The following is a 23943-nucleotide window of genomic DNA, read 5'->3' as shown; positions in this document are numbered from 1 at the left end:
CCGCTGGACAACGGACAAGCTCAAGCGTGCCGAAAGGCGAGCCCGCCAAGGCGAGGGAGCGGTTAGCCGGGGGGTGCGGGGGTGTCAACCGCCGCGGCGCGCACGCGCACAGCCGCGCTGCGCACGACACGCCCGGGCCCGGCTTCGGCCGGGCTTCGACGTCACGGGCCTTGCTCCCGTAACGGCCTCCGCCGTGTCGGACGGGTCGGTTCGTCGTCGCCTGCCGGTCGCGCGCCCGGCCCCGCTGCGCGTGCCGTCTGCGCTAGACGCAGCGGCTGTCGCGCTCCGGCGCCGCCGCGGTGCGCGTCCGCCAGGCGCCGTCGGGGCCGCGGTATTTCTCGCCCGCCGCCGTCCGCTCGATCAGGTTGCAGCCGCTCGTGAACGCCAGCTGCTCCACCGTCGCGCCCGCCGCCTGCGCCCGTTGCGTGTAGACGTTCTTGCGCTGGATGTTGACGCTCGCAACCAGCGCGCGAAGCTCGGCCGAGCCTGCGCCGACCACGCCCAGATAACCGTCGGGCTGCTCGCCGACCTGCCCCGCGGCGCGCGCGGCGGCATAGGCCGGGTCGCGCTGTGCGATCGCGGGCGCCCCGGCCAGCGCGGCGAGAAGGACGGCACTGACAAACCTGCGCATCAGAATATCCCCGGGTTCTGCTGGATGACGGATCTCGCATCCTCGTTGTAGCGCAGCACCACCTGTTGCGTCACGCTGATGTTGAGGTTGATCTCGATCGGCCGGGTCGGCGCGCTGACATTGACGCACCCCCCGGCGGCAAGGCCGAGGCCCAGACAGGTGATCGAAAACGTTGCTCGGGTCATCTTCATCGACGCTGGACTCCTTGTGGCACGGGGGTGCTTGCGGGGGGCTGAATGGGTGCAGGCGCGGGAAGGCCATGCTCGCGCAGATCGGAGAGGTGCTGGTTGATGAGGTTGGTCGGGTCGTAGAAGCTCGCGGTCGCGTCCAGCAGGCCGCGGAACGGCGCGCGGATGCGGATGTTGAAGACGATCGGCAGCCGCTGCAGCCGCCGGATCAGGAAGTTCGACTGCGCGCCCGTGCCCTGCGTCACCCCGGCGAAACGAACGTCGGTGATCATCTCGCCCGCCAGCGGCCCGTTCATGGCGATGCCGAGCGCGCGATAACGGACCGAGCGCAGCGCCTGAAACGCGAAATTTCCCCAGAAGCCCAGGTTCTTCTGACTGACGGGGCCGACATAGGCGAGCGTGCCGCCACCGGGCCGGACGGTCAGGCGGCCGTTTTCGATCCGGCCACCACTCGCGTCGAAAACCATCGGCAGCTCACCGTCGAAGACGCCGGTGGCATTGAGGTTGCCGAAGTCGAATTGCTGGAGGAACCGGTCCGCCTGCGCGCCGGCGACGCGGAAGGTCATGCGCCGTTCGACGTCCTGACCAAAGTCGAGCATCGTCGGCAACAGCGTCAGCTCGCCGCCCGCGAACGGCCAGCGCGCGCCCTCGACGCGGACGCGGGTGCCGGGCAGCGTCTGGAAGCGGACGACGCCGTCGGGGACGAGCACGCCCGGGTTGATCGCGCGGAGGCCGAAAGTCTGCCCCGGCGCGCTCTCCAGCGCGAGCAGGTCGGTGAAGCGGATCGTCCCGGCGATCCCCTGGACCGGGCCGAAGGCGGCGGCGAGGTCCGTGCCCGTCGTCGTGAACCTGCCGGTCGACCTTACGCCTGCGGGCGACCAGTCGATCGCGCCCTCCCCCGTCACCGTGCCGCGGACGTCGGCGATGACGCCGAACGTGAGCGGGGTGAGCTGATCGGGCTGGAGCGCCTGGTCGAAGACGAGGCCCGGCACGGCGAGACGGGCACTGCCGGTGCCGGCGTCGAGATCGTGGTGGAGGCGGAGGTCCGCGACCAGCCGCGGCCCGCCGGGCGCACGCAACGCCCCGGTCGCATCGACCTCGCCGTTGCGCAACGTCAGTGCGACGCCGTCCACCGGCATCGGGCGAAAGCGCGGGTGGGCGGTGTCGGCATCGCCGACGGTCAGCGCGCCATCGAGGCTGAGTCCACCGCGGGTGAACCGCCAGCTGCCGGCCGCATTGGACACCAGCAGCGGCACGGCGCCGATCTGCCCGCCCCCGCCGGTGAACCGCCCCGCCAGACCGCCGGGCCCGGCTCCTCCCTCCAGCGTCGCGAGGTCGAGGCGGGTGATCCGCCCGGTCCGGCCGAGGCGGGCGGCAATCCCCTGCAGCGCGAAGCGGCGGTCGCTCAGCTGCAGCGTCGCGCCGGCGGCGGCGAGCGTCAGCGGCGTACCGCCGAGGCGGCCGGACAGCTGCGTCGCGCGCAGCGACGCGCCGCCGCCGAGCCTGCCGTCTTTGACGGTCAGCAGCGCGTCTCCCGCCGGACACAAGCGCACGCCGCCGGGATCGAGCACCAACCCCGCCACCGCCACCCGTACCCACCGGATCGGCGTACAGGCCCTGCCGACCGACAGCGCGCCGCCGTGCCACTGCGCGTCGAGCGGGAGCGTAAGCATGTCGACCCGGCCGTCGCCGAACGGGCCGGAGAGTGTCGCCACGGTCGCCACGCGCCAGCCGCCGGAAGCCCCGCCGAACGACACCGGCGACAGTGCCAGTTTCGCGTCTGCGGCGGCGTATGGGGCGATCTTGGCGACCCCGTGCAACGGCCCCGCGTCGTGACGCGCCAGCTGCGCGCTGACCGCGGGTAAGCCCCCGCCGCTCGCCGCCAGCGCGCCGTCGAGATCGACCGACGGCGACGATCCCCAGCCTGAGCGTGCCGATCCGGTCCACCGCAGCGTCGCACCCGAGCGCGTCTGCACCGCCGCCGAGGCGATCCGCGCCATTCCTTCGTCGCCCGTTACCGCGACGCTGGCCCGCGCCGCCGCATCGAAATTCTGGCCGGCCCGCCGCGCTGCCTGCGCCCACGCGACGAGCAGCGGTGCGACCGGCGTGCCGGGGGCCGCGATCGCCAGCGCATCGGCCCGGCGTAGCTGCGCCGATCCCAGCCGCACGCCGTTGGCGGTCAGGGCCGCGTCGCCGCCCTCGCCCAACCGCAGCCCCGCGGCATCGATCACGACCGGCCCGGCAATCGCCAGCCGCCGCCCGGCGGCGACCGTCGTTGTCCAGTCGCTCGCGCGCAGGTCGAGCGTGCCGCGTGTGCCCCCGGCGCCGCCGGTCAGCTGCACCCGCGCGGTCGCCGCGCGCGCGGCGGCGATCGGGTGCCGGAGCGCGTTTGCCGCCAGGTCCGCCTGCGCCCGCCATGCCGTCGTGCCGCCCAGCGTGATCTCGCCCGCGCCGTTAAGGTTCGCATAGCCGCTGGTCACCCCCGCACAGGCCAGCGCCTCGGCCTGCGCCGACCCCTCCAGCCGGACGGCGGGCATCCGCCGCAGCAGGCCCGCGCCCAGCGTGCGCACGCGCAGCGCCGCCGCCGGCGCCGTCGCCGCACAGCCCGCGTCCAGTCGCGCCGCCGTCACCGCCAGCCGCCCGTCAAAGCCGCCGTCGAGCGGCCCCTGCCCGCTCAGTCTTGCGCCGACCACGCCCCACGGCGTCTCGATCCTCGCCCGCAGATCCTCGACGTCGAGCGACAGCGCGGGCAGCGTGAACGGCCCGCCGCCCTGCCCCTGCGGCAGCAGCCGGTCGAGGCTGCCCAGCGACAGCCGGCCGTTCAGCCACCGCGCCCTGACCCGCACATGGCCGCCGCGCACGCCAGCCAAATATGGCCCGCTCCGCCCCAGCGCGGTGCGTGTCTCCAGCCAGTCGGCGACGAGATCGGGCGCCGCCGGGTCGCCCAGCACCACGTTGACCAGCCGCTGCCGTCCTGGCCCCAGATCGGCGATATCGTACCGGACAGCGACATGCTTTCCGGCTAGGAAGCTATCGGCGTAATGCGACGCGAGCGGCTTGCGAAACAGCCATAGCCCGCCCAGCAGGACGAGCAGCACGGCCACCGCCGCGCCGACGCGCCGCGGCCAGCGACGGCGCGGCCGCGGCGTCTCCTCTTCCTCCAGAACCGCGGCGCTGCTCACCGGTGCCCTTATGCGCGACAGGGCGCTTGCGTCCAACCGGTCCGGGCCTAGGTTTCGCGCCGATGGCCGACGCCGACCTGTTCCCCGATGCGCCAGGCGACACGCCCAGCGATTATTTGGGTCATCGCGCCCGGCTGCGTGAAAGGCTGGCCGCGGGCGGCGGCGAGGCGTTTCACGATCACGAGCTGCTGGAGTTTCTCCTGTCCCTCGGCCGGCCGCGCGTCGACACCAAGCCGACCGCCAAGGCGCTGCTCAAGGAGTTCGGCGGGCTGGGGGGCGTGTTCGCGGCCGACCACCAGTCGCTGGCGCGCGTCGCCGGCATGGGCGAGCTGTCGATCGCGGCCCTGCGCGCGGTGCAGGCGGTCGCGGTCAGGCTGGTCAAGAGCCGCATCGCCGACCGGCCGGTGCTCGCCAACTGGCAGGCGCTGCTCGATTATCTGCGCGCCGACATGGCGCATCACCCGATCGAGCGGTTTCGTGTCCTCCATCTCAACACGCGCAACACGCTGACCCATGACGAGCTGATGAGCGAGGGCACGGTCGACCAGGCCGCGGTCTATGTCCGCAAGGTCGTGGGCCGCGCGCTGGCGCTGGAGTCGGCAGCCGTGATCCTGGTCCACAACCACCCGTCGGGCGACCCCTCGCCCAGCCGCGCCGACATCGACATCACCAAGGCGATCGCCGCCGCCGGCAAGCCGCTCGGCATCGCGGTGCACGACCACCTCATCATCGGCACGCAGGGGCATGTAAGCCTGCGGGCGCAGGGGCTGTTGTGATGCGCTGCCCCTGCTAGAGGGCCGCCCATGATCGCCCGCTATTCCCGCCCCGTCATGACCGCGATCTGGTCGGCGGAGAACCGCTATCGCATCTGGTTCGAGATCGAGGCGCATGCGACCGATGCGCTTGCCGGGCTTGGCGTCGTGCCGCAGGCGGCGGCGCAGGCGCTGTGGGACTGGTGGGCGGCCGGTCCCGCCATCGACGTTGCCGCGATCGACGCGATCGAGGCGGTGACCAGGCATGACGTCATCGCCTTCCTGACCTGGGTCGCCGAACAGGTCGGCCCGGATGCGCGCTATATGCATCAGGGAATGACGAGTTCCGACGTGCTCGACACCTGTCTCGCAGTGCAGCTGCGCGACGCGGCCGACCTGCTGATCGCCGATCTGGATGCGCTGCTGGCGGTACTGGAGCGCCGCGCGCGCGAGCACAAGCTGACGCCGACGATCGGTCGCAGCCACGGCATCCATGCCGAGCCGGTCACCTTCGGGCTCAAGCTGGCGCAGGCGCATGCCGAGTTCCAGCGCGCACGCGCGCGGCTGGTCGCGGCGCGGGCGGAGGTCGCGACCTGCGCCATTTCTGGCGCGGTCGGCACCTTCGCGAATATTGATCCGGGGGTCGAAGCGCATGTCGCGGCGAAGCTGAGGCTGGCGGTGGAGCCGGTCTCGACCCAAATCATCCCGCGCGACCGGCACGCGATGTTCTTCGCGACGCTCGGCGTGATCGCCGGGTCGGTGGAACGGCTGGCGACCGAGATCCGCCACCTCCAGCGCACCGAGGTGCTGGAGGCGGAGGAGTATTTCGCGCCGGGGCAGAAGGGCTCGTCGGCGATGCCGCACAAGCGCAACCCGGTGCTGACCGAAAACCTGACCGGGCTGGCGCGGATGGTGCGCGGCTATGTCACGCCCGCGCTGGAGAATGTCGCGCTGTGGCACGAGCGCGACATCAGCCACTCGTCGGTCGAGCGGTATATCGGGCCGGACGCGACGATCACCCTAGATTTCGCGCTCGCCCGGCTGACCGGAGTCGTCGACAAGCTGCTCGTCTATCCCGAGCGCATGGCGCGTAACATGGACCGGATGGGCGGGCTGATCCATTCGCAGCGCGTGCTGCTGGCGCTGACGCAGGCGGGGGTCAGCAGGGAGGATTCCTACCGGCTGGTCCAGCGCAACGCGATGAAGGTATGGGAGTCGGACGGCGCGGAGTCGCTGGAGGCGCTGCTTGGAGCCGATCCGGAGGTGGCGGCGGTGCTGACGCCGGCGCAGATCGCAGCCAACTTCGATCTCGGCTATCACTTCAAGCATGTGGATGCGGTGTTCGCGCGGGTGTTCGGCCACTGACGCCGGCGCCGGGAGGGGGACATGAAGCCGTTCGACTATGTGTCGGTTCTGCTGTCGTTCGTCATATCGCTGGTCTTCGCGCAGGTCCTGACCGGGGTCTCGCACATGATCCAGAGCGGGGTCCGACGGCTGTCGATCCCGTTGCTCTACTGGATCAGCTTCGTGCTGTTCCTGTGTGTCGACTATTGGTTCTCGATCTGGGGGCTGCACGACCTGAAGGGCTGGAGTTTCGCCTATGTCAGCCTGCTGCTCGTGTTCGCCGGGCTGCTCTTCCTGGTCGCGCGCGCCGCGGTGCCTGAAGCGGCGTCGAACGATCCGATCGATCTGACCGCCCTGTACGACCGTGACCGGCGCAAGATCATGGTGCTGTTCCTGCTCTTTTCGCTGTGCGGGCTCATCGTCAACCTGACGTTACCCGGCTTTGCGACATCGGAGCTGTTCGCGATCGCGGTCGCGATGATGATGCTGTTCGCGGCGGCCTGGCGGTGGGCCGACGCTCGCGCACAGCTGGTCATCGTCGTGCTGCATGCGGTGCTGATGACCTATTATGCTGTCCGGTACGAGCCGCTGCTCTAACCTGCAGCTTGCGATTGCACTTTCTGCACTCGCGATGACACGTAACAAAATTGCGCTGAGTTGAAATAATCTCCATTTGATCGGCGTCGGCATCGTGCCGGCAAGGAGACCAACAATGCGCGTTATGGAAACGCTGACCGGCGGTATGCTGTCGGTGGCGACCATCGTGCTGGCGGTCGGGGCGGTTTTCGCCTTCTAAGTCAGCCCAATCCCGCCCTCTGCGCCAAATGTTTTTGGGAGGGGGCGGTGCGGCTGCCCTTCTACCCTGCCACCACCTTCAATTCCAGTTTCGCGTCACTCTCGCGCGACGTCAGGCGGCCGTCGATCTGCGCCCCCGCTTCGATCTGGAGGCGGCCATAGCTACAGTCGCCGGTCACGCGCGCGGTCGCCAAGATGATCAGCTCGTCCGCGGTGATCGACCCTTCGAACCGCCCGGCGATGCGGGCGGTCTTTGCCGTGACGCCGCCACGGATAACGCTGTCGGGGCCCTGAACCAGTGCCGCGCAGCTGGTGTCGCCGTCGATCCGCCCGTCGATATGCAGATCGACGGTCGCGGCGATATTGCCGGTGATCACCACATCGCCCCCGATGAGCGAAAAGGGCGTGTTCCTAGCCCCGGTGGCCGGCATGGCGTGGGTCCGGGTTTCTGGCGAGGGCGGTTTGCTGAACATCGCGAAAGTCCTGTGAGGCCTCGAGAAAGCGGCGCGGGTTCACGGCCTCGCCGTTGACCCGCACCTCGAAATGCAGATGCGTGCCCGTCGAGCGGCCGGTCGATCCCATCCGGGCGATCTGGGCGCCCCGCGAGACCTGTTGCCCGACCGCGGTATCGAAGCCGGACAGGTGGGCGTAGCGGGTCAGGAGCCCGTTGCCGTGGTCGATCTCGACGACATTGCCATAGCCGGAGCGCTGGCCGACATAGGCGACGCGCCCCGCCGCGGCGGCACGGATCGGCTGGCCGTAACTCCCTATGAAGTCGAGCCCAGCATGAAAGGCGGCGGCGCCGGTGAACGGGTCGGCGCGGACACCATAGCTGGATGTCACCATCGTCCCGTCGGTCGGCGTGAATGAGGGCACCGCGACAAGATTGTCCTGCAACACCGTCCAGCGCGTGATCGCTGCGGCCAGCAGCCTGATCGCCAGGGGCAGCGCCCGCCCGTCGGCGGGCCAGGGCACCAGCGGCCCGCCCTGCGCCTCGCGTGCGGCGGCGAGCAACCGGCCGGGGTCAAGCCCGAGCCCGCGCAGGGCCGCCTCCGTGCGTGCGGTGCGCGCGTCGAAGCGGGCGGCGAGCGCGGTCGCGAACCGGTCCTGCTGCGCCTCCAGCGCGTGCAGCTGCGCCGCGGTCGGCAAGGCGGCGCTGATCCGCCTGCCGCCGGTCGCAGCGGGGGCGGGCTGCGCGGGCGGAGCGCCGAGGCGCGAGGTGACCAGCGCCTCCATCAACCGCTGGCGCTCGGCCAGATCCTGCAACGTCGCGCCAGCGGCGGCGCGATAGCGGAGCTGCGCCGCCTGCTCCTGCGCCACGACCGCCCGCGCGCGTCGCAGCTGTGCCGACTCGACGGCGGCACCCGCATGCGTGACCAGGCTGACCAGCGTCACGCCCAGCGTCAGTGCGAGCAGCAGCGATCCCATCACGGCGGCACGCAGCTGCGCCCGGCGCGTGACCCGCACGAAACGCACGGCGCCGTCGGCGCGCAGGTACACCTCGCGATCGACGAACAGCGATGACACACGGGCGGGCAACCCGCGCGGGGCGGATAAAACGAACAAGGGTGACATTGCTCCCGGACGTGGCGCACGACCGACGCCCAATCAGGTATTCGACATAGATGCGACGGAGAGCGAGCGCGAATCTTGATCTGCGTCAACGCGGCGGGCTGTGGGAGTCGCGCGGCGAACGTTGGGCGGAGTTTACGCTACAGTGGAACAGCGGACGCCGCATGCCTCATCCCGGCGGCGACTCGGCCGACGTCGCCCGCTCACCAATGATCCTTCGAACGTTGCAGCGATGTAACTTGTAGTTTTGCCCGCCTCCTCGCGCAATCTCTGCGCGACAAGGCGGCGGCAAGAGTGGCTTACAACGACCACATGCGTCGCGTGATCGCGGAGGGGAAGAAACGCGAGGCCGAACGCAAGCGCGAAAGCGAGCGGATGCGCAAAGAGACCAAGGCGCGCATGGATCGCGCCGCAGCCGAGAACAAGCGGCGGTCGGAGCAGATGCAGCGCGAGGCCGAACAGCGTCGCAAGGATCAGCAGCGCGACAATGAGCGGCACAAACGCGACACAGCCGCGGAAATGCGGAGGAGACAGGCCGACCAGGATCGGCGCGCGCGCGACGCACAACAGCAGCGGCAGCGCGCGGACGATCAGCGCCGTCACGATCGCCAGCGCGACCAGGATAACCGCGACACCGAGCGCCGCCATCAGGAGCGATTGCAGGAGGACCGGCGCGCCGCGGAGATGCGAGTCACGTGGCGAGACGACACCCGACCGGGTCTTGAAGATCAGGACGGCTATACCGCGCTTCAGCACGATGCGACACCCTACGGACGATCAGGGCCTGCCGCCGATGATTACGACGTACCCAATCACTACGCCCGATACGCCTCTGCCCGGCGGCCGCGCTGGGGCCGGCGGCTGATCGTGCTCGGCCTGCTGATCGCCGCGATCACCTACGTCGCGCCACTGGACCGCGCGCGGGCTTGGCTTGCGCGAAACAGCGGGATGCCCGCGTTGGCTGGTGCGGCAACGCCCGGATCGCCGCACGCGGTCCGTCAGCACCGGCGGACATACCCGCGCTGTTCGACGACGGTGACTGACGAGTGCCAGCAATAAAGTGAGGAGCACGGAATTGGCCGAGACGAAGATGCAGCACCACCCGCACGTTGGTGTCGACTACCAAAGCGGCCATGGCGGCAAGCGCGTCTCAGTGATGGGCTATTCGCATCATAGCGACGATGACGACCACGAAGACTTCACGACCCGCTGCGTTGCCAACGTCCAGAGCGGCGCGTGGCCGCACATCAGCTTCTTCAACCAGATCGCGTCCTACTTTCACTCCGCCAATGACCGCTTCTGGTCCACCGTAGCTTTCCTCAACTTCCTGCCACGCCGCATCGGCGGGGGCGACGAGCGGTTCGATCATGGTACGGCCGACGACACCGAGGAGGGACGGCATCGGGTGCGCGAATTCCTGGAGCGTCACCGTCCCGATTTCCTGTTCGTGTTCTCGCGCAAGGCGTGGGCGAGCCTGCCCCGGACGCTGGAGGACGAGCGCGACGGGAATGGCGGCGCTCGGATATCGCCCGACCATGACTTCGATCGGCAACACTACCGCCTCAGCGATGGCCATGTTGTACAGGCGATCGGACTCCGCCACCCACAAGGTGCGGAGAAGGATGTAATGCGACGCGCGGTCGCTTCTGCGCTCGCGCTGGAACCCGCTCCCCCGGCTTGATGGCGTCAACGGCCGGGCGGTCGGCGCCGGCAAGAGTGATAGAAGGCGTACCCTTGGTATCCTCCCAATGGTGCGGAGGACGAGGGAGGTATGCGCGATGGGGCGGTATAGGACAGCGGTTTGAGATCAGGTCAGCTGCCGCTCGCGCGACTCCCAGTTCCCCGGCGGGACGTTGGTCCTTCGTTGGCATAGCCGACGCGTTGGCACCGAACCAAGCGGACCAGCAGATAGCCGAAGGGAACGGTGCCGCCGCTGCCATAATCCGCGCATCCCGTTGCCGCGGACCACCGCCGTCATCCTGTACACGGCGGGCAGGTCGGACCGCCCGGGCCGATCCCCATCGCGGATCAGCAGATCGACGGGACAACTTCGGCCGACGTCGCGACGGGTCTCTGTGAAGCAGGACTCCTCCAGCCCGATCGTCAGATAGCCGCTGATCCGCCGGATCGGGAGGTGGCGCATGCATCGTTCGGCGCCGACCAACCACCGTCGCCCATGCAGCTGGACCAGGCACGCATCGGGATTGTAACCGGGGGCATAAGTCATGCCTTGCTGGCCTGAAACCAACCAGAGCAACAACGCCAGCGTCGGCGCGGTCACCTTCGCCTCCATTGCCAATGGGTTGGTCGCCCAACCGTGGAAACCGACCCTCGTCTGCAAAAACTCGACAGCACTCGATCGTAAAGCATGCCGGTCATCGGCATAGCTTGGTTAGGCTGACGACCAACAACCATCGGGATGAGTGTGATGATCCGCTACGGGATCAGGTCTAATTATAAACCGCTCGAAATCTGCTCGCCGAGCATTCTGATCCTGCTGGTCCGTCCAAATTTTCCCGACACCGAACGTCGAATGAGCTACTCGCGAAACTCGGAAACTTCGCTCTAGGCCGTCGCGCAAGGTCTTCGCCCAGTCCAAATACATATCCCCGCGACCAACGGGTGGCCATGATCTCAACCACAAGAGCAGTGTCAGCGTCGCAGAGCTGATCCCAAGCGCGCATCCATGATCGATCGGCGACTACATCGTTGACCGGGCAGGTAGGACCGGCACTCACCTTGCTACCCCGCCACCGCCTTCTTCAGCTTCGCGAAGAAGCCCTGGCTCGCCGGGCACTCGTCGCCCGTCTCGGTCTCGCGGAACATCTCCAGCAGTTCGCGTTGCCGCGTCGAGAGCTTGGTCGGGGTTTCGACCTCGACCTGGATGACGAGATCGCCCTGCCCCCGGCCCTGCAGCACGGGCATGCCGGCGCCGCGCTGCTTGAGCTGCTTGCCCGACTGGATGCCGGGCGGGATGCGGACCTCGTGGGTGACGCCGTCCAGCCCGGGGATGTGGAGCGTGCCGCCGAGTGCAGCGGTGGTGAAGCTGACGGGCGCGCGCGCGAACAGTGTCGTGCCGTCGCGTTCGAACAACGCGTGGCGCTTGACGTGGAGGAAGATGTAGAGGTCGCCGGGCGGTGCACCACGCGCGCCCGCTTCGCCCTCGCCGCCTAGGCGGATGCGCGTGCCCTCATCGACGCCGGCGGGGACGTTGACCTCCAGGGTCTTCGTCTTCTCGATCCGCCCCTCGCCGCGGCAATCGGGGCAGGGATCGGCGATCATCTCGCCCGAACCCTGGCAGACCGGGCAGGCGCGCTCGACCACGAAGAAGCCCTGCTGCGCGCGGACCTTGCCGTGGCCGTTGCACTGACGGCAGGTGGAGACGCTGGTGCCCGGCCGTGCGCCCGCCCCGTGACAGGTGCCGCACTGCGCGGCGACGTCGACGGTGATCTCGGTCGCTTTGCCGTGGAACGCCTCCTCCAGCGTGACGTCCATGTCGTAGCGCAGGTCGGCACCACGCCGCACGGCCTGGCGCCCGCCGCCGCGAGCCTGCCCGCCCATGAACTCGCCAAAGACGGATTCGAAGATGTCGGAGAAGCCGCCGAAATCCTGCGGTCCCCCAGACCCATGGGCGCCGCCGCCATTCTGGAAGGCGGCGTGGCCGTAGCGGTCATAGGCGGCGCGCTTCTGCGGGTCCTTCAGCACCTCATAAGCTTCGGAGACGGCCTTGAACTTGGCCTCGTTCTCCTTGCACCCGGCATTCTTGTCCGGGTGGTGCTTCATCGCGAGCTTGCGATAGGCCGACTTGATCGTCCCCGCGTCTGCGGTGCGCTCACATTCGAGCAGCTCGTAATAATCGATCGTGGTGGTCATCGCCGGTCCCGGATGACGAGCCGGCCGTCACCCTCGCGCGGGCGAGCGTGACGGCCGGGCATCATTATTTGTTCTCGTCGACTTCGGAGAACTCGGCGTCGACCACGTCCTCGCCCTGTGCGTGCGGCTGCGCGCCGTCCGCGGCAGGGGACGCTTCCGCCTGCGCCTGCTTCTCGTAGATCGCCTGGCCAAGCTTCATCGCGACCTGCGCCAGCGCCTGGCCCTTCTCGGTCATCTGATCGGCGTCGCCGCTCTCGACCGCCGCCTTGGCCGCGTCGATCGCGCCCTGGATTTCGGTCTTCAGCGCCTCGTCGACCTTGTCGCCATTGTCCGCCAGCTGCCGCTCGGTGGTGTGGATCAGCGATTCGGCGTTGTTCTTCGCCTCCGCCGCCGCGCGCCGCTTCTTGTCCTCATCGGCGAACTGCTCGGCGTCGCGGACCATCTGCTCGATGTCGTTGTCGCTGAGCCCCCCACTCGCCTGGATGCGGATCTGCTGCTCCTTACCCGTGCCCTTGTCCTTGGCACTGACGTTGACGATGCCGTTGGCGTCGATGTCGAAGGTGACCTCGATCTGCGGCACGCCGCGTGGCGCGGGCGGGATGCCGACCAGGTCGAACTGGCCGAGCATCTTGTTGTCCGCCGCCATCTCGCGCTCGCCCTGGAAGACGCGGATCGTCACCGCGCCCTGATTGTCGTCGGCGGTCGAATAGGTCTGCGACTTCTTGGTCGGGATCGTCGTGTTGCGGTCGATCATCCGCGTGAACACGCCGCCCAGCGTCTCGATGCCGAGCGACAGCGGCGTCACGTCGAGCAGCAGCACGTCCTTTACGTCGCCCTGCAGCACGCCCGCCTGGATGGCGGCGCCCATCGCCACGACCTCGTCGGGGTTGACGCCGGTGTGCGGGTCCTTGCCGAAGAACGCCTTCACCGCGTCACGGACCTTGGGCATCCGGGTCATGCCGCCGACCAGCACCACCTCGGCGATGTCGTCCGCCTTCAGGTTCGCGTCCGCCAGCGCCTTCTTCATCGGCTCGATGGTGCGCTTGATCAGGTCGTCGACCAGCCGCTCCAGATCGGCGCGGTTGATCGTCTTGACCAGATGCTTGGGCCCGTTCTGGTCGGCGGTGATGAAGGGCAGGTTGACCTCGGTCGAGGCCGCGCTCGACAGCTCGATCTTCGCCTTTTCCGCCGCTTCCTTCAGCCGCTGGAGGGCCAGCTTGTCCTTGGTGAGGTCGATCCCCTCATCCTTCCTAAACCCGTCGGCCAGATAGTCGACCAGCTTGTTGTCGAAATCCTCGCCGCCCAGAAAGGTGTCGCCGTTCGTCGCCTTGACCTCGAACACGCCGTCACCGATCTCCAGGACCGATACGTCGAAGGTGCCGCCGCCGAGATCATAGACCGCAATCGTCTTGCCGTCCTGCTTCTCCAGCCCATAGGCGAGCGCGGCCGCGGTCGGCTCGTTGATGATCCGCAGCACTTCCAGCCCTGCGATCTGGCCGGCGTCCTTGGTCGCCTGGCGCTGCGCATCGTTGAAGTACGCAGGAACCGTGATGACCGCCTGCGTCACCGTCTCGCCAAGATACGACTCGGCGGTCTCCTTCATCTTCTGCAAGGTGAAGGCGCTGATCTGCGACGGTGAATAATCCTTGCCGCCCGCCTTGACCCAAGCGTCGCCGTTGGCGCCCTTCACGATCGTGTAGGGGACCAGTTCGGTGTCCTTCTTGGTGATGGGGTCGTCGAAACGGCGGCCGATCAGGCGCTTGACCGCAAAGACGGTATTGTCGCCGTTGGTGACCGCCTGGCGCTTGGCAGGCTGACCGACCAGCCGCTCGCCATCTTTCGCAAAGGCGACGATCGACGGCGTGGTGCGCGCGCCTTCCGCATTCTCGATCACCTTGGGCTTGCCGCCCTCCATCACCGCAACGCAGCTGTTGGTGGTGCCGAGGTCGATACCGATTACTTTAGCCATAGGTCGTAGAGGCCCCTGTCTGAATAAAAACGGATGAGATCACGCCCCGTTACGGCAGCGCAACCTCTCGTGCTGGGCCGGATATAGGTGCAGGTCGGCTTGCCGCAAGACGGGCGCAGGCGTAGCGGCGGCCGCAACGGTAACCGGTTTGGGACAGGGTGGATGCGCCTAGGCCTGACAATGACGGCAGCGATGATGGCGGGGCTGGCGGCGCTCGGCGCGTGTGGCAAGCCCGCGCAGCCATCGGTCGACGGCGCCTGGGTGCGGTTGCCGGCGGTGCCCGGCCGCCCTGCGGCGGCGTACTTCACGCTTCATGGCGGCAGTGCGGACGTAACGCTGGTGGGGGTCGGCGCAACCGGGGCAGCGCGCGCCGAGCTGCACGAAAGCATGGCGAACGGCATGCGTCCGCTCGCCGGCGTGCCGGTGGCGGCGGGGGCCAGCGTCACGTTTGCGCCGGGCGGGAAGCATGTCATGCTGTTCGCGGTCGATCCGCGGCTGACGCCCGGCAAAACGATGCCGCTGCAGCTCCATCTCGCCGACCGCGAGCTGCAGGCGACGGCGATGGTATTGGGGGCGGCCGACCCGGCGCCGTGACGATTGCGCTGCGTCAGCTCAGACCGGACGACTGGGAAGCATTTCGCGCCGTCCGGCTGGCGGCGCTCGCCGACGCGCCGGGCAATTTCTTTGCCTCGCTCGCCGAAGCGCAGGCGCTGCCCGACCCGTGGTGGCGGACCCTGCTCACGAAGCAGCGCACGGCATTGTTCGGCGCGTTCGCCCATGAGGAGGGCAGCGACCGGCTGGTCGGCATCACCGGGGCATTCACCGATCGCGACGACCCGACCGGGCGCACCGCGGCATTCGGCATGACCTGGCTGGCCCCCGGCCATCGCGGCCAGGGCATCGGCCACCGCTTCTATCAGGTGCGGCTCGACTGGGCACGGACACAGGGCTTCGCGCGCGTCGAGGTAAGCCATCGAGGCTCCAACGAACCCTCGCGCCGCGCGATGCTGGCCGCCGGTTTCCGTCACGTCGCGACGCGCCGCCATTGCTGGCCCGACGGCGCAGAGGAAGACGACCTGCTTTACGAACTGCGGCTCGACTGACGGCTATAGCGCCCGCGGCGCCTCCGGTGCGAACTGGCCCTGCAGCCAGGCGCGGCGGAGCACCCACAGGCCCGCGGCGGTGCAGATCAGCAGCGCGGGCAGCGCCGCCTCCGGGCCGAAGCCGCCGCCGTCGAGCCAGTCGGCGACGGACGCCTTGGGCGTCGTCGTCAGCGGCCCGCCCGCAAAGCCGCTGGTGCCGCTGACCGCCGCGCCGAAGATCCAGCCCTGGGTGAAGTTCCAGCCCATGTGGACGCCGATCGACGCCCAGATCCGTCCGGTCAGCATGTAGAAGGCCGCGAGCATGATCCCCGCCTCGAACGCGATGCAGATCGCCGCGAACCAGGAGGCGTTGGGATTGGCGAGGTGCAGCGCCCCGAACAGCAGCGCCGACAGGCCCAGCGCCCACCACGCCCCGAACGCGCGCCACAACAGCCGGAAGACGACGAGGCGGAGCAGCAGTTCCTCGAACGTCCCCGACTGCAACGTGTCGACCAGCGCGGTGCTGATCGTCCTGACCGGCGCGGGCGTCAGGGTGACGAACCCCGCCAGCGCCATGATGCCGACCGTCACCGCCATCAGCACGAAGCCGACGCCGAGCCCGGCCAGCCATTCAGGCAGGAAGCGCGACACGTCCCATTCCGCGGGTCGCGGCCGATCCTCGCCGAAACGCACGGCGAGCAGATAGCCGCCGACGGTGATCGCCAGCACCACCGCCATGCCGATCACCTTGAACCAGCCGGGGAGCTGTTTGGATTGCGACGGGGGCAGACCGGCAATCGCGGTCATCGCGTGCTGGACGGCCCAGGCGGTGCCGGCGAACAGGATGCCGACCGCGAAGAACAGCAGCACCATCCAGCCGACCGCGCGCAGCCAACGCAACCGTCCCGGCTGCAACACCCGCCTGTCGCCCAGCTCCACCATGCCCCACCTCCCTACTGTATTGCCTTGCTAATACAGAATGGAGATCAGGGGAAGCGGGATGTCAGATCGTGTGCGCCATCCTCAGCACGGGCCGCATGCGCGAAGCCTGCTCGGCCTCGACCCGCAGACCGCGATAATGATCGGCGATCTCGTCATGGATGGCGGCGATGGACCGCGACACGGCGCGGGCGGCGAGCTGAGGCTCCTTGGCTTCGCGTGCGGCGTAGTAATCGGGCGAGTTGAGGGTGGACATGGCGGACCCGGCTGGGAGGAGGGTGAACGCGATGGACACACGGGCTTTCTGCCGCCGCCCGGCTCTGCCGCGTCGCACGCGGCCCTCCCATATACTGGATCAAGCTGTTGCCCGGTCTCGATGATTTTCGTTGCGACGGCGTCGTGACTTCAGAGCGCGGCAAGATCGATCGGCACGTCCTTATCGAGCGTCGCGCCCGCCGGCGGGAGCGGGTATTTCAGTCCCGTCGCGCAGTTGAATAGCACCACCTGCTCGTCCGCGTCCACCTCGCCGGTGCGCAGCGCCTCGCGATATGCGGCCAGCGTCGCGCCGCCCTCAGGACACAGCAGCAGGCCGTCCGTCCTCGCGCACTCGTCGACCGCACGCAGGATCGCCGGGTCGCCGACCGCCAGCGCCCTGCCCCCGCTCTCGCGCACCGCGCGCAGGATCAGGAAGTCGCCGACCGCTTTTGGCACCCTGATGCCGGCGGCGACGGTATGCGCGTCCTCCCAACGCCCGGCATGCTCGACGCCCGCCTCGAACGCGCGGACGATCGGCGCACAGCCCGCCGCCTGCACCGCGTACATCCGCGGGCGTTCGGGGCCGATCCAGCCCAGCGCCTCCAGCTCGGCGAACGCCTTCCACATCCCGATCAGGCCGGTGCCGCCGCCGGTCGGGTAGAAGATCGCGTCCGGCAGCCGCCAGCCGAGCTGCGCCGCCAGCTCCAGCCCCATCGTCTTCTTGCCCTCGATCCGGTACGGCTCCTTCAACGTCGAGAAGTCGAACCAGCGTCCCTCCGCCGCACCGCGCCCGACGATCGCGCCGCACTCGTCGATCTGGCCGTTGACGCGGTAGACGCGCGCACCCTGCGCGGCGATCTCGCGGATGTTGACCTCGGGCGTTTCCTGAGGTGCGAGGATGATCGTCTCGATCCCGCACCGGCTCGCATAGGCGGCGAGCGCGGCGCCGGCGTTGCCGTTGGTCGGCATCGCGATCCGCGTCACCCCCAGCTCGCGCGCCATCGCCACCGCCATGACGAGCCCGCGCGCCTTGAAGCTGCCGGTCGGCAGGCGGCCTTCGTCCTTGACCAGGACGCTCGCACCGGCGGAGGCGGGGATCGGGACCAGCGGCGTCTCGATCTCACCCAGGCTGACGATGCTGCGCGGGTGACGGACGGGCAACAGCTCGCGCCAGCGCCACAGGTCGGTGGGGCGGCCTTCGAGCAGCGGCCGGGGGAGCGCCGCACCCACGCCGTCGAGGTCGTAGCGGACCAGCAGCGGGCGTCCGGCGCGGCTGAGGCCGTGCAGTTCGTCCGCCGCGTATCGTTCGCCGGTGAGCGAGCATTCGAGGTGGGTGACGAAGGTCGGGCGGTCGGCGATGAGGTTCGGGTTGGGGTGCATGCCTGGGCGTGTAGCTGTCTCTCCGCCGCAAGAGGAGGGGGGCAGATAGGGACCCATCGCCGCCGCCGTCAGTTGGGCGGTGATGATCCGTTCCTTCCTCATCGGCCTCGTCGCAGGCCAGCGCGCCATGACGCCGCTCGCCGTGCTTGCCGGCGCGGCGCGCAACGGGCTGCTCGCCCCCGACGCGCCGGGCGCGAAGCTGCTCACGCATCCGCTGGTCGCGGCGGGTGCCGTGACGCTCGCGTCGGGCGAGATGGCGGGGGACAAGATGAAGTCCGCGCCCGACCGGATCGTGCCGTCGGGCCTCGCGGCGCGGCTGGCGACCGGGGCGTTCGCGGGCGCGGTGCTGGCGCCGTCCGGCAGGCGGCGGGTGGGCGCGCTGATCGGCGCGGGGACGGCGGTCGCGTCGTCCTATCTCGGCTGGTCGGCGCGGATGGCGGCACTGCGCCGGTTTGGTCAGACGCCGACCGGGATAGTGGAGGATGCGGTGGTGCTCGCCGCCGGACAGGCGATCGCAGGGCGGGGGAACGGCTGATGGCCGAAGTGGAGGCGGCGGAATCGCCACAGGAGGTCGTCCGCACCCGTCAGCGCTGGCTGACCGTCGGCATCATCCTCTTCGCGCTTTACGTCGCCAAGGCGTTCCTGACCCCGATCGCCTGGGCGGCGGTGCTGGCGCTATCGCTATGGCCGCTCTACGCGCGCGCCGTGCGGCGCTTTCCCGGGCGCGAGACGCTGATCGCGTTCGGCTTCGCGGTCGCGACAGCGGTGCTGGTGATGATCCCGATCGCGATCGTCGCGGCATCGGCGGTGCAGGAGAGCCAGGACGCGCTCGGCTGGGTCCAGGGCGTGCAGCGCACGGGGCTGCCGGTGCCGGGCTGGCTCGGCGGCGTGCCGCTGGTCGGCGGCCGGCTGCAGGCGTTCTGGCAGAGCCATGTCGGCAGCCCGCGGGCGGCGGCGGAGCTGCTCGGCGGCATCAACGCCGGCGCGGTGTTCGGTTATACCCGCACCGCCGCGGGTCAGGTCGCCAACGCCGCCGTGCTGTTCCTGATCACGCTGGTGATGCTGGTCGCGATGCTGGCGCGCGGCCGGGAGCTGGCGCGCGAACTGCAGCGGGCGAGCGACCGGTTGCTGGGCACGTTCGGGGGGCACTTCCTCGAACGGTTGGGCGAGGCCGTGCGCGGCACGGTGGTCGGCACCGTGCTGGTCGCGGCGGGCGAGGGCTCGCTGATCGGGATCGGCTATTGGGTCGCGGGCGTGCCGCGGCCGCTGCTGTTCGCGGTGCTGACGATCTTCGTCGCGACCCTGCCGTTCGGCGCATGGTTCGCGTTCGGGATCGCGACGCTGATCCTTGTCATCCAGGGGCATCTGCTCGCGGCGGGGCTGCTGTTCGGCTTCTCAATCGTGGTGATGCTGGTCGGCGACAATGTCGCGCAGCCGGCGTTGATCGGCTCGTCGGTCAAGCTGCCCTTCGTGATGGCATTGCTGGGCGTGTTCGGCGGGCTGGAGACGTTCGGGCTGGTCGGCCTGTTCATCGGCCCCGCAATCATGGCGGCGGTACTGCTCGTCTGGCGGCAATGGACCGACGCCGACCCGGGCCCGCCCGCGCGCCCGGCGGAGGAGGCGCGGGTGGGGCCCGAGGTGGCGGCCTAGCTTACCATTTGCCGCCGGCGTCCTCGATCGCCTTGAGCAGGGCGCGCTTGCTGTCGGTCCGGCGCGCCCCGGCGTTACGCGGCAGGTCGATAGCCGGATTAGCCAAGCGCCGCCGCGCAATATCCGCGGCAAACGCGTCAAAGGCGACCGGCTGATCAGGATTTGAGCTGCGCAAGGGCATAGTCACCTCCGGTCCCGTAGCGGATGCGGCTGTCCAGATACGCGTGATCCACGTCCGGGTGAAGCGCGTACAAGCTCCGCGCCTGCGCCAGCATCTCCGGGGCGCTGCCGCTCGCGAACTGTCCCATCCGGTCCGCGATCATGTCCGCGACCGACACGATAGCAACGGTGCCATCATCGCCCAACCCGAGCAGCACAACGCACTCGCGGTCGGCCATACCACCGTACAAACTTGATGATACGGCCTCGAACCCGAGACGCAAGGTCGGATGCACCCAGCCGAGCACGGTGTGCCCCAGCCCGCCTGGCTTAGTGAAGCCAAGCAGTCGCAGGCTGGCTTCAAACTCCTCCTGCTACGCCGTGACCAGATCCAAGTCGCCGCTCATGATCGTACCCGCGGTGTAGACCTCGACGGCACCGCCACCCACCAGAACGGGGCGGACAAACCCTTGCTCACCATCGCACGGCTGGCTCGCGCCAACAGGCGAAGAGCGGCCTCGAACTCAGGGCGATAGATCGACACTCCGCCTCCAACTATCCCGCCGCTTTCGCCACCCCCACCAGCGCCGGACGCAGCAGGCGGTCCTTGATCATATACCCCGCCTGCATCTCCTGGACGATCGTGCCCGGCGGCTGGTCGCTCGGCACTTCCAGCATCGCCTGGTGGCGGTTGGGGTCGAGCTGTTCGCCGACCGCGTCGATCTTGGTGATGCCGTGGCGCACGAAGACACTCTCCAGCTCGCGGCCGGTCGCTTCCAGCCCGCCGACCAGCCCTTTCATCTTATCGTCCGCGCGCAGCTCGGCGGGGATGGCGGCGAGGCCGCGCTGAAGGTTGTCGGCGACCGACAGGATGTCGCGCGCAAAGCTGGTTGCGGCATATTGCCGTGCGTCGGCGCTTTCCTTTTCCGCGCGGCGGCGGACATTCTGCACCTCCGCCTGCGCATACAGCTTTGCCTGCCGCGCGTCGGCCAGCTCGCGCTCCAGCGCCGCCATACGATCGTCGGCCGCCACTTCCGGCGCGGTCTCGGCAGTTTCCTGACGCAGGTCGTCCGCCTGCGTGGTCGTCTCTTCGGTCATGTAGATCCCTGTGTGTTCAGCTCATCAGCCGGGCGAGCGTCGCCGCCGTGAAATCAACCATGGGCACGACGCGCGCATAGTTCAACCGCGTCGGGCCGATCACCCCGACCACGCCGACCACCCGCCCGTTCGCACCGCGAAAGGGACGCGCGATCACCGACGAACCGCTCAGCGCGAACAGCTTGTTCTCCGCGCCGATGAAGATGCGCGTCGCATCGCCCGCCGCCGCCGAATCGAGCAGCTGCGCGACTTCCTGCTTGCCGTCGAGGTCGTCAAGCAGATCGCGCACCCGCTCCAGGTCGGCGGCGGCGGCGGCGTCGATCAGCCGTCCCTGCCCGCGCACGATCAGCACCGGGCGGCGCGCGCCGTCCTCGCTCCACACCGCCAGGCCGCGTTCGACCAGCGCCGCCGCGGCCCCGTCGAGTGCCGCCCGCCCGGCCGCCAGCTCGCGCGTGACGCGCGCGCGGGCTTCGGCCAGCGTCAGGCCGGCAAGCGTCGCGGTCATGTAGTTGCCCGCCTCGACCAGCGCGCCCGGCGTCATGCCTGCCGGCAGCGCGACGACGCGGTTCTCGACCGCGCCGTCCTCGCCGACGAGCACGGCCAGCGCCTCCCCCGGCCCGAGCGCAACAAAGCCGAGCGAGCGCAGTCGCGCCTCGTGCTTCGGCACCAGCACCAGCCCTGCGCAGGCCGAGAGCCCGCTGAGCGCAGCGGCAGTGGTCGCCAGCGCTTCCTCGACCGGTCCGGCGGCAGCGGCGCGCGCCTCGATCTGCGCGCGTTCCTCGGCGCTGGGCTCGGTCGCCTGCATCATCCCGTCGACGAACAGCCGCAGCCCGCGCTCGGTCGGCATGCGTCCTGCCGAGGTGTGGGGCGCGGCGAGCAGCCCCAGCTCCTCCAATCGCTGCAGTACCGATCGGATCGAGGCCGGGGACAGGTTGGCCCCGGCCCGCGCCAACGCCCTGGACCCGACCGGCTGGCCGCTTTCGAGATAGCCGTCGACCACGCGGCGAAAAATGTCGCGTGCGCGGTCGGACAGCTCGGTCATGGGGACGGACGCCATACCGCTTAGCTAGGCGGCCGTACCCCGTCCGTCACCCCTTAGCGGTAACGACACCCGCCGCGCCGGCGCTCGCGATGCCGCCAATAGCGATGGCCGGCCCAATAGCCGCGGTCATAGCGGTTGCCGATCACCAGCCGGACGCCGGGCGCGGCGGCCAAGGCGGGATCGCGATTGGGGCGGCAGCGGCCATAGGGTCCACGATGGCCGCCTCGGCCGCAGCCATCGGCGGCAGCGCCCGGCGACGCGGCGGCAAGCCCGGTGCCGACGCTAGGCGCGGCGGCGATTATCGTCTTCATCATCTGGTCTCGCCTTTTACTCCGCAACAGGGTCCGTCGCCCGCTCCAACAACGGGGAAGGACCCGGCCCGGTCCGCGACCAAATGGTCTCAGATTGTACCGGACGGCGGCGGTGGCGCGGACGCGGTGTTGCGGCTAGGGCGACCGCTCACGAGCAGGAGTTCCCCATGCGCCCCAGCGGCCGCGCGTCCGACCAGATGCGCCCCATCACCATCGAGCCGCGCTTCACCCGCCATGCCGAAGGCTCGGTGCTGATCGGCTTCGGCGACACCAAGGTTCTCGTCACCGCCAGCATTGAGGAGCGGCTGCCGCCCTGGCTGCGCGGCAAGGGCGAGGGCTGGGTCACGGCCGAATACGGCATGCTGCCCCGCGCGACGCACACCCGCGGCAGCCGCGAGGCGGCGAAGGGCAAGCAATCGGGGCGGACACAGGAGATTCAGCGGCTGATCGGCCGCTCGCTGCGCGCCATCACCGATCTGAAGCTGCTGGGTGAGCGCCAGATCACGCTCGACTGCGACGTCATCCAGGCCGACGGCGGCACCCGTACCGCGTCGATCTCCGGCGCTTGGGTGGCGCTGAGGCTCGCGATCGACGGGCTGATGCGCGACGGCAAGCTCGCCGCCGACCCGCTGACGCAGAAGGTTGCGGCGGTAAGCTGCGGCATCCACGAAGGCACGCCGGTCCTCGACCTCGATTACATCGAGGATTCGAACGCGCACGCCGACGGCAATTTCGTGCTGCTCGAAAACGGCAACATCGCCGAGGCGCAGGTGACCGCCGAGGGCGCGACTTATGACGAAGAGGCGCTGCTCCGCCTGCTCCGCCTCGCGCGGATCGGCTGCTCGGACATCTTCGCCGCGCAGGCCAGGGCGGTGGCGTGAGTCTCGACCTTCCCGGCCCGCAGGCGGTGCGCGCACTCGCGCCCGGCAAGCTGGTGATCGCCAGCCACAACGAGGGCAAGGTGCGCGAGATCAGGGCGCTGCTCGAACCCTTCGGGATCGAGGCGGTGTCGGCGAAGGAGCTGGACCTGCCCGAGCCGGACGAAACCGGCACGACCTTCTTCGCGAATGCCGAGCTGAAGGCGCGGTCGGCGGCGGACCTGAGCGGCCTGCCCGCGCTGGCCGACGACAGCGGGCTGTGCGTCGATGCGCTGAACGGCGAGCCGGGCGTGCTGACCGCCAACTGGGCGGAGACCGGCGACGGCGCGCGCGACTGGCAGCTGGCGATGCGCCGGGTCGAGGACCGGCTGCAGATGATCGGCCCCGCGGCGGGGCGCGACGCGCATTTCGTCTGCGTCCTGGCGCTTGCCTGGCCCGACGGCCATGTCGAATGGTTCGAAGGCGCTGCCTATGGCACGCTGACCTGGCCGCCGCGCGGCACCGTCGGCTTCGGCTACGACCCGGTGTTCGTGCCGCTGGGCGGGACCGAGACATTCGCCGAACTTCCTCCGGCGCAGAAACACGCGATCAGCCACCGCGCCGACGCCTTCGGGAAGCTGGTGGCGGCGGTGTTCTGATGGCCCACGAACTGTCATCGACAGACGTCCGCGAAGCTATCCTGCGCTTCCTTGACGGCGATGTCCGACCCTATGACTGAGACGATTTTACGTCAGCGTGTATTAGAGACCCCTTTCTCAATGCGGTGCGCTTGCTGTGCGTTCACGTTCGCGACGCCTACCCGCCGGTCGTCGCAAATTGTTGTTGCAGCGACGCGGGCGCCGA

27 protein-coding genes are annotated in these 23943 nt (G+C 69.4%); 12 read left to right on the top strand and 15 right to left on the bottom strand.

The window, feature by feature from the left end; all coding sequences use genetic code 11:
• Positions 1–262: 262 nt before the first annotated feature.
• The 3 genes from ACP2AD_RS00650 to ACP2AD_RS00640 are packed head-to-tail and all read right to left on the bottom strand — an operon-like array spanning position 263 to position 4001.
• The gene (locus tag ACP2AD_RS00650) at positions 263–631 is read right to left on the bottom strand and encodes a YdbL family protein (protein ID WP_425228147.1); all 369 of its coding nucleotides are present in this window, start codon (positions 629–631) and stop codon (positions 263–265) included.
• Complete coding sequence (locus tag ACP2AD_RS00645) at positions 631–822, bottom strand: YnbE family lipoprotein (protein ID WP_425228146.1); 192 nt, start codon at positions 820–822, stop codon at positions 631–633. The genes ACP2AD_RS00650 and ACP2AD_RS00645 overlap by 1 nt, the downstream gene beginning before the upstream one ends.
• Complete coding sequence (locus ACP2AD_RS00640) at positions 819–4001, bottom strand: intermembrane phospholipid transport protein YdbH family protein (protein ID WP_425228145.1); 3183 nt, start codon at positions 3999–4001, stop codon at positions 819–821. Before ACP2AD_RS00640 ends, ACP2AD_RS00645 begins: the two co-directional genes overlap by 4 nt.
• A 62-nt stretch (positions 4002–4063) precedes the next feature.
• On the opposite strand from ACP2AD_RS00640, the gene radC reads away from it, so the two are divergent.
• The 4 genes from radC to ACP2AD_RS00620 all read left to right on the top strand — a co-directional run bounded on the left by radC (position 4064) and on the right by ACP2AD_RS00620 (position 6893).
• Positions 4064–4777, top strand: coding sequence for a RadC family protein (radC, locus tag ACP2AD_RS00635; protein WP_425228144.1), 714 nt, complete (start codon positions 4064–4066; stop codon positions 4775–4777).
• 27 nt (positions 4778–4804) lie between these two features.
• Positions 4805–6118, top strand: a complete 1314-nt coding sequence (purB, locus tag ACP2AD_RS00630) for an adenylosuccinate lyase (RefSeq protein WP_425228143.1) — start codon at positions 4805–4807, stop codon at positions 6116–6118.
• 21 nt (positions 6119–6139) lie between these two features.
• Positions 6140–6694 carry a hypothetical protein gene (locus ACP2AD_RS00625; protein ID WP_425228142.1) on the top strand — a complete coding sequence of 185 codons (555 nt, stop codon included), beginning with the start codon at positions 6140–6142 and terminating at the stop codon, positions 6692–6694.
• Positions 6695–6770: 76 nt separating this feature from the next.
• Complete coding sequence (locus ACP2AD_RS00620) at positions 6771–6893, top strand: hypothetical protein (RefSeq protein ID WP_425228141.1); 123 nt, start codon at positions 6771–6773, stop codon at positions 6891–6893.
• A 61-nt stretch (positions 6894–6954) separates the two neighbouring features.
• On the opposite strand, the gene ACP2AD_RS00615 is transcribed toward ACP2AD_RS00620, so the two are convergent.
• Positions 6955–7323, bottom strand: coding sequence for a bactofilin family protein (locus ACP2AD_RS00615; RefSeq protein WP_425228140.1), 369 nt, complete (start codon positions 7321–7323; stop codon positions 6955–6957).
• A complete protein-coding gene (locus ACP2AD_RS00610) occupies positions 7304–8419 on the bottom strand; it encodes a M23 family metallopeptidase (protein WP_425228139.1) in 1116 nt (371 codons plus the stop codon). The genes ACP2AD_RS00615 and ACP2AD_RS00610 overlap by 20 nt, the downstream gene beginning before the upstream one ends.
• Positions 8420–8758: 339 nt before the next feature.
• Here ACP2AD_RS00610 and ACP2AD_RS00605 point away from each other — a divergent pair, with 339 nt between their 5' ends.
• Complete coding sequence (locus ACP2AD_RS00605; RefSeq protein ID WP_425228138.1) at positions 8759–9523, top strand: hypothetical protein; 765 nt, start codon at positions 8759–8761, stop codon at positions 9521–9523.
• Positions 9524–9539: 16 nt separating this feature from the next.
• The gene (locus ACP2AD_RS00600) at positions 9540–10145 is read left to right on the top strand and encodes a hypothetical protein (RefSeq protein WP_425228137.1); all 606 of its coding nucleotides are present in this window, start codon (positions 9540–9542) and stop codon (positions 10143–10145) included.
• A 126-nt stretch (positions 10146–10271) separates the two neighbouring features.
• Here ACP2AD_RS00600 and ACP2AD_RS00595 read toward each other — a convergent pair whose 3' ends face one another.
• The 3 genes from ACP2AD_RS00595 to dnaK form a co-directional block, all read right to left on the bottom strand.
• Entirely contained in the window at positions 10272–10745 is a 474-nt protein-coding gene (locus ACP2AD_RS00595; protein ID WP_425228136.1) for a hypothetical protein, read from the bottom strand.
• Between the two features lie 461 nt (positions 10746–11206).
• Complete coding sequence (dnaJ, locus tag ACP2AD_RS00590; RefSeq protein ID WP_425228135.1) at positions 11207–12337, bottom strand: molecular chaperone DnaJ; 1131 nt, start codon at positions 12335–12337, stop codon at positions 11207–11209.
• Between the two features lie 64 nt (positions 12338–12401).
• Positions 12402–14306 carry a molecular chaperone DnaK gene (gene dnaK, locus ACP2AD_RS00585; protein WP_425228134.1) on the bottom strand — a complete coding sequence of 635 codons (1905 nt, stop codon included), beginning with the start codon at positions 14304–14306 and terminating at the stop codon, positions 12402–12404.
• Positions 14307–14486: 180 nt separating this feature from the next.
• Here dnaK and ACP2AD_RS00580 point away from each other — a divergent pair, with 180 nt between their 5' ends.
• Positions 14487–14900, top strand: coding sequence for a copper chaperone PCu(A)C (locus ACP2AD_RS00580; RefSeq protein WP_425228133.1), 414 nt, complete (start codon positions 14487–14489; stop codon positions 14898–14900).
• Entirely contained in the window at positions 14897–15409 is a 513-nt protein-coding gene (locus ACP2AD_RS00575; protein WP_425228132.1) for a GNAT family N-acetyltransferase, read from the top strand. The genes ACP2AD_RS00580 and ACP2AD_RS00575 overlap by 4 nt, the downstream gene beginning before the upstream one ends.
• Before the next feature lie 3 nt (positions 15410–15412).
• Here ACP2AD_RS00575 and ACP2AD_RS00570 read toward each other — a convergent pair whose 3' ends face one another.
• The 3 genes from ACP2AD_RS00570 to ACP2AD_RS00560 form a co-directional block, all read right to left on the bottom strand.
• Complete coding sequence (locus ACP2AD_RS00570) at positions 15413–16330, bottom strand: lysostaphin resistance A-like protein (protein WP_425228131.1); 918 nt, start codon at positions 16328–16330, stop codon at positions 15413–15415.
• 61 nt (positions 16331–16391) lie between these two features.
• The gene (locus ACP2AD_RS00565; protein WP_425228130.1) at positions 16392–16583 is read right to left on the bottom strand and encodes a hypothetical protein; all 192 of its coding nucleotides are present in this window, start codon (positions 16581–16583) and stop codon (positions 16392–16394) included.
• A 149-nt stretch (positions 16584–16732) separates the two neighbouring features.
• Positions 16733–17962, bottom strand: coding sequence for a threonine synthase (locus ACP2AD_RS00560; protein WP_425228129.1), 1230 nt, complete (start codon positions 17960–17962; stop codon positions 16733–16735).
• 82 nt (positions 17963–18044) lie between these two features.
• Here ACP2AD_RS00560 and ACP2AD_RS00555 point away from each other — a divergent pair, with 82 nt between their 5' ends.
• Complete coding sequence (locus tag ACP2AD_RS00555) at positions 18045–18497, top strand: DUF4126 domain-containing protein (RefSeq protein ID WP_425228128.1); 453 nt, start codon at positions 18045–18047, stop codon at positions 18495–18497.
• On the top strand, positions 18497–19612 hold the full coding sequence (locus ACP2AD_RS00550) for an AI-2E family transporter (RefSeq protein WP_425228127.1): 1116 nt from the start codon (positions 18497–18499) through the stop codon (positions 19610–19612). The genes ACP2AD_RS00555 and ACP2AD_RS00550 overlap by 1 nt, the downstream gene beginning before the upstream one ends.
• Positions 19613–19767: 155 nt before the next feature.
• On the opposite strand, the gene ACP2AD_RS00545 is transcribed toward ACP2AD_RS00550, so the two are convergent.
• From ACP2AD_RS00545 to ACP2AD_RS00530, 4 genes are all read right to left on the bottom strand, one after another.
• Complete coding sequence (locus ACP2AD_RS00545; RefSeq protein ID WP_425228126.1) at positions 19768–20079, bottom strand: hypothetical protein; 312 nt, start codon at positions 20077–20079, stop codon at positions 19768–19770.
• A 247-nt stretch (positions 20080–20326) separates the two neighbouring features.
• The gene (gene grpE / locus ACP2AD_RS00540) at positions 20327–20869 is read right to left on the bottom strand and encodes a nucleotide exchange factor GrpE (RefSeq protein ID WP_425228125.1); all 543 of its coding nucleotides are present in this window, start codon (positions 20867–20869) and stop codon (positions 20327–20329) included.
• A 16-nt stretch (positions 20870–20885) separates the two neighbouring features.
• Positions 20886–21926 (bottom strand): heat-inducible transcriptional repressor HrcA, encoded by a 1041-nt coding sequence (gene hrcA / locus ACP2AD_RS00535; RefSeq protein WP_425228124.1) that lies wholly within the window; start codon positions 21924–21926, stop codon positions 20886–20888.
• A 38-nt stretch (positions 21927–21964) separates the two neighbouring features.
• A complete protein-coding gene (locus tag ACP2AD_RS00530) occupies positions 21965–22222 on the bottom strand; it encodes a GCG_CRPN prefix-to-repeats domain-containing protein (protein WP_425228508.1) in 258 nt (85 codons plus the stop codon).
• A 167-nt stretch (positions 22223–22389) separates the two neighbouring features.
• Here ACP2AD_RS00530 and rph point away from each other — a divergent pair, with 167 nt between their 5' ends.
• Together rph and rdgB are read left to right on the top strand one after the other, a co-directional pair.
• Positions 22390–23103 (top strand): ribonuclease PH, encoded by a 714-nt coding sequence (gene rph / locus ACP2AD_RS00525; RefSeq protein ID WP_425228123.1) that lies wholly within the window; start codon positions 22390–22392, stop codon positions 23101–23103.
• Entirely contained in the window at positions 23100–23738 is a 639-nt protein-coding gene (rdgB, locus tag ACP2AD_RS00520) for an RdgB/HAM1 family non-canonical purine NTP pyrophosphatase (RefSeq protein ID WP_425228122.1), read from the top strand. The genes rph and rdgB overlap by 4 nt, the downstream gene beginning before the upstream one ends.
• The last annotated feature ends 205 nt before the right edge of the window (positions 23739–23943 follow it).

Origin of the sequence: Sphingomonas sp. (assembly GCF_965248875.1) — a bacterium.
Classification (GTDB): Bacteria; Pseudomonadota; Alphaproteobacteria; order Sphingomonadales; family Sphingomonadaceae; genus Sphingomonas.
This window is presented reverse-complemented; position numbering and strand designations above follow the sequence as displayed.